The 4,588-nt window shown below is 39.8% G+C and carries 8 protein-coding genes; 1 reads left to right on the plus strand and 7 read right to left on the minus strand.

All coding sequences use genetic code 11. The annotated features are described in order from the left end of the window. Positions 1–512 (plus strand): HNH endonuclease (locus I8752_RS29150; protein WP_214435701.1); only part of this gene is annotated, 512 nt, incomplete at its 5' end. Positions 513–780: 268 nt separating this feature from the next. Here the strand turns inward: I8752_RS29150 and I8752_RS29155 are convergent. The 7 genes from I8752_RS29155 to I8752_RS29185 all read right to left on the minus strand — a co-directional run. Further along, on the minus strand, positions 781–972 hold the full coding sequence (locus I8752_RS29155) for a hypothetical protein (RefSeq protein WP_214435702.1): 192 nt from the start codon (positions 970–972) through the stop codon (positions 781–783). A gap of 46 nt (positions 973–1,018) precedes the next feature. Continuing rightward, on the minus strand, positions 1,019–1,327 hold the full coding sequence (locus tag I8752_RS29160; protein ID WP_214435703.1) for a hypothetical protein: 309 nt from the start codon (positions 1,325–1,327) through the stop codon (positions 1,019–1,021). Positions 1,328–1,357: 30 nt separating this feature from the next. Next, complete coding sequence (locus I8752_RS29165) at positions 1,358–1,729, minus strand: hypothetical protein (RefSeq protein ID WP_214435704.1); 372 nt, start codon at positions 1,727–1,729, stop codon at positions 1,358–1,360. A gap of 5 nt (positions 1,730–1,734) precedes the next feature. Continuing rightward, complete coding sequence (locus I8752_RS29170) at positions 1,735–2,166, minus strand: hypothetical protein (RefSeq protein ID WP_214435705.1); 432 nt, start codon at positions 2,164–2,166, stop codon at positions 1,735–1,737. Between the two features lie 53 nt (positions 2,167–2,219). Then, positions 2,220–2,561 (minus strand): hypothetical protein, encoded by a 342-nt coding sequence (locus tag I8752_RS29175; RefSeq protein WP_214435706.1) that lies wholly within the window; start codon positions 2,559–2,561, stop codon positions 2,220–2,222. A 112-nt stretch (positions 2,562–2,673) separates the two neighbouring features. Beyond that, positions 2,674–3,492, minus strand: a complete 819-nt coding sequence (locus I8752_RS29180; RefSeq protein ID WP_214435707.1) for a hypothetical protein — start codon at positions 3,490–3,492, stop codon at positions 2,674–2,676. After that, positions 3,489–4,588 (minus strand): hypothetical protein (locus tag I8752_RS29185; RefSeq protein ID WP_214435708.1); only part of this gene is annotated, 1,100 nt, incomplete at its 5' end. The genes I8752_RS29180 and I8752_RS29185, both read right to left, overlap by 4 nt.

Genomic DNA, 4,588 nt, shown 5'->3' on the forward strand with positions numbered 1-4,588 from the left:
TAAAGCACATCGTCAACAACCGGAACTATGGTGCTACAGTCAAAGCTGAGAAATTAGCCCCTGTAGTTAGAGGATGGAGGAACTACCATCGCAACTGTAAAATGAGTGGATCGCGGTTCTCGTTGTACCACATCCAACACAGGGCGTTTAAGGTGTTCAACAGGGAAACTAAACAGAATCGAAATACCAGCAAGAAACTACTGGATAATGCGTTCCCCAAGGTTCCCTACTCCGAAAATCAACATGTTCTAGTCAAAGGTGCAAAATCACCATTTGATGGAGACATTGCCTACTGGAGTAAGCGAAACAGCAAACTCTATGGCATCGAAACCTCTAGAGTCTTAAAACGACAGAACCATACCTGTGCAGCCTGTGGGCTGAAATTCCTGTCAGATGAACTCGTTCATCTACATCACAATGACGGGAACCATACCAACTGGGAAAAAGAAAATCTAATGGCAATCCACCAAAGTTGCCATATTTTCCTGCACATGAGCAAAACCGCAAGGTAAGAACATCGGAAGCTGGGTGCGGGGAAACTCGCACGCCCAGATTTAAATGGGAGGTGCGGGGCATAATAGCCCCCATCGACCCAACCAGAATGCTTACAAAGTAGTTTAGCCATCTGCCAAGCACTCAAGCAATTACAAGCCTCAGTGTAAGAAGGGTGTAGATGACCGCACAGCCCATGAGGTTTACTAGTTTCTGAGAGTCTAGCAGTCAGCCGCCACATTCCAGTTCGCTGCCCCGTAGGGTCTGTAATTTGTAAAACCTCAACGATCACGATTGTTTCTGTGTTGGTTGCTGGTCAGCAGTAGGTTGATGCACAAAGTAACCGAGAACAGCTGTAGCGATGCCACTAATGGTTGTAGCAACAGTTGGGTTGATTATGCCAGCGCCGCCGAGCAGAGCTGATCCGCCTGCGAATAAACCTACAATTGTGGTGATTTTATTAAGAGTAGATTGTGACATTTTAATTACTCCTATGTGTGTTGGTAGTATTCCCAAAATAATTAAGTTATTTATGCTCGGTTGCGTTGAGAATTGTTAGCTGGGTTTTAATGTCTAGAACGTCCCTATCAAGGTCATCAAAACGCCTTTCCATCTCATCAAATCCCAGAGTAATACCAGTGGAAATGTCCTTTTGGTTATTTCTCAGATGTTCAAAATCGCGTTTAGCTGCATAGGCTTTTGTAGCTGAATCTGCGGCATCTCTAGCAGCTATTTCTTTATCAAACTTAATCTTGTTTTGCCACCAGACAACCCAACCAGATGCCGCACAAACTGAAGATAGTAAAAAGCCTGCTGCGGTAGCATCAAATTTCATAATTAGGAAATCATCAATAAAAATTGAGAACTAACTGACAAACTCCCAGATTTTCACATTGCAATCTTTGAAGTACTTGGGCACTTCAAAGGATACTTTATAGTTATTAGGAAAGCTCAAAAAATTAATAATAACTGGCGTAAACAAAGGTACAAATCGAGACTCTCCAAGTGCTAAACCTAGTGACAATGGTACTAAAACAGCTTGATTTAAATATCCTGCTTTGTACCAAGTTGACTTTGCTGTAGCACTAAAAACTTGAACTACCACAACTGAGGATGAAAAAAGGTGGGATGGCTCAAACGCTGCTATCGGCTGAATAATCATCCCACCCTGAATTGTTGCGTTTTTAGTGGAATCTAATATTAGATTCCACTTAGTTACATCACTAAAATCAGTCATTTATTTTAGTCAACAATCATCTTTCTAGTTTCAATAACCGCACCAATTGGTTTTGCATTAAATTTGCCCTTTCCTTGCCAAGGTAAGCCAACAATCCCACCATCAGCGGTTTTATTTTCAATTGTGGTTGCTTTCAGCCCAGAATACCGAACTCGTTTGATAGCTAAAACGTTCTTGGTGTCGGAATCAATGATTTCAACTTCTGCTGTTCTGAGAATCCCGTGTAAAAGCAGATCGCCTACGTCTGTCAATACAACTTGTCCACGGTGAGTTGTAGTCACGTCAGTGATGCCAGTAGCAGTTTTCCAGGCATTATCTGCATACAGTAACTTAGCACCACGAAAATAAAAAGTGAAAGGCTTTTCCGTGCCATCAAGAGCAAGTTGATTGCCAGTGACTGCTAGTATTGCGTAAAGTCCGGTTTTATCTTCAGCCATGTCAATTGTTCCTATATTTACTATGATTTACAGAAATTTTCAGACGAAATTACTTAAACAAAATTCCGATGGGTTTTGACGCTGGCTGATTTAACATACAGACTATTAATCTGCTTACCAATCATGTTTTTGAAAGGCTTTGTAGAAGGACACATCACAACCTTGCGTTTTGTAATTTTGCCGCTTGCTGTTGTTGCTAGCCCAACACTAATTTTGTGTGCTAAACCATTTCTTTCTAATTCTGTTATTGAAGTTTGGCGCAAGCTAGCAGGTGCAGGGGTTGGCATATCAGTAAGACCAACCATGTCTTTGATGCCTTCGTAAACATTACTGTCAAGATGCAATGCGTAATTAATGTTGTCTATTGTCAGCAAGTAAGATTTAAGATTTGCCATATACTCAGTTTCCGTTGTCGCACTTGTTACCTCGCATCTTAAGCTGCACAACGACTGCATAACGGACGGGGAACCCTATAGGGTTCCCATTACAACGACTGCGTAACGGTGCTTATCCGTGACGCGCATCTCTAGCTATTGGATAAAATGAGCCGTTTGCAAGTCGTCCTATTAAGTCATAGACTTTGTTTTCAGTTGCCCAAACAGTCAAGTATGACTTGTAGGCGAAAACCTTTACATTTGGTCGCCACACGGGTGTATCTTGCTGCTGACCAAGGATAGTTATTTGTGGAGGTGGAGTTAAGTTATTGCGTTTGGGCGTGGTGGTTTTAAAAAGATTGTCATGCCAAGTTTTATCAATTGCATCAACAACGTACTTAGCCACTCTTTCAGATTCATCAATATTTTGACAATAAAGCTGTAGATGAAGACCGTCAATAGGTGAAGTGTACCAACCGATAACCTTACCTTTGTTGTAGTTGAATATATTATTGTTTGCAAAAAACTGTTGATAAACCAACGTTGCAACATTATTAATTTTTTCAAAAGTTAAAGACTCACTAGTTTCATTCATTAACCGCCAACCAAAACGTGCATCCTTAGCTCGTCTGCCTTGAGATACTGACGCGAAATCTTGACGAAATTCTATTGAAACTTCTGGGTGATAAGTAACTTCTGAATCAAAGATAGTTTTAGGTTGACCGATAATAATCGGTTTATTTTGAATTTTCAGAACTTGATGATAAAAGAATGATTGCCGTTGTGCAGCAATTTGCATTGAATCAGTAGGAATTATTAGGCAGAGATTTTTAGCTGCGTCTCGTCCAGCGTCAGCAGAAGTATCACCAAAATGTGAATTTACTTCCGCATTGTAGGAAGTACCATTAATTAATCCTCTACGAATCAATGCCCAGTTTCTTACGCCACTCATGTCAAATCTTCCCAGCTAAAAGTAGTTCCTGTTATTTGCTGAATTTCTTGATTTCTTTGATTGGTTGCATTAGTTATTGCAGCTTCCAGGTTAGTGTTTAAATTTGAGTTTTCACTATTTATCTGTTGTGATAACTGAGCGGCGGTTTGTGTTGATTGATTATTGACTACTGTTAAAGCATCAGTAGCGGTACTGGCAGATAAATTAGCCAATACTCCTGCTTTTAAGGAAATGTGTTCAGGCGTATACTTCCAGTTATTTTCTGACAGGATACCGTCATCTTGCAAGGCATTAAAACCTTGTCCAATCATACTAATAGTTTGTTCGGAAGCATTGATTAAGTTTGAGCCAATATCGCGTACTTCATTCAATACATTTGCGAATGGGCCACCAGAAACACTAGTAATTGAACATTGTTGACCGTTGGTTTTAGCTATTTCTTGGAATTTTAGCGCTTCGTTTTCTTCAGTGCCAGCTATAACCGACACATTTTTATAACTATAAACTGGATTGTGATTTTGATCGCAGTGGTCGAAGACAATCACAGCAATAGTAGACATTTGCACTGGTTTATCCTGCTTATTTGCTTCATTATTCTTTTCATTGTTTAACTCGTTTCTCAATTCGTTGATTTGAGATTGTAAAACTCCTTCATAAGTAGAATTAACAGCCACCGCACCGATTAAACCTGCAATCAAAGGATTATGTTCTATAGTTTCAAGTATTTTACTAGGAAGATTATTAACAGTGTTTTGTAGTTCGGTTTTTACAGATTGAAGACCAGTTTCTATTTCATTCTTTAATACAGATGTAGAAGGCTCTACTGTCGGTGGCTTTACAGTATTAGAAACAGTTTCTATTTCTAATTTAGATGAATCTGCAAGATTGCGAATTTGAGTAGCCGCAGAATCAGTAACTTCTTTAATCTCAGCTTTGCTTGCATCAGCCAAGTCTTTGATTGAATTTTCGGTTAAAGCTCCTTCAGACCTAATGTCATTCTTGATTGAATCAGCTATTTCTTTGACCTCGGTTTTGGCAGAATCAGCAACTTCTTTGACCTCGTTTTTGGCAGAATCAGCTACTTCTTTAACTTCAG

Source organism: Dendronalium phyllosphericum CENA369, from assembly GCF_016056275.1.
Taxonomy (GTDB): Bacteria; Cyanobacteriota; Cyanobacteriia; order Cyanobacteriales; family Nostocaceae; genus Dendronalium; species Dendronalium phyllosphericum.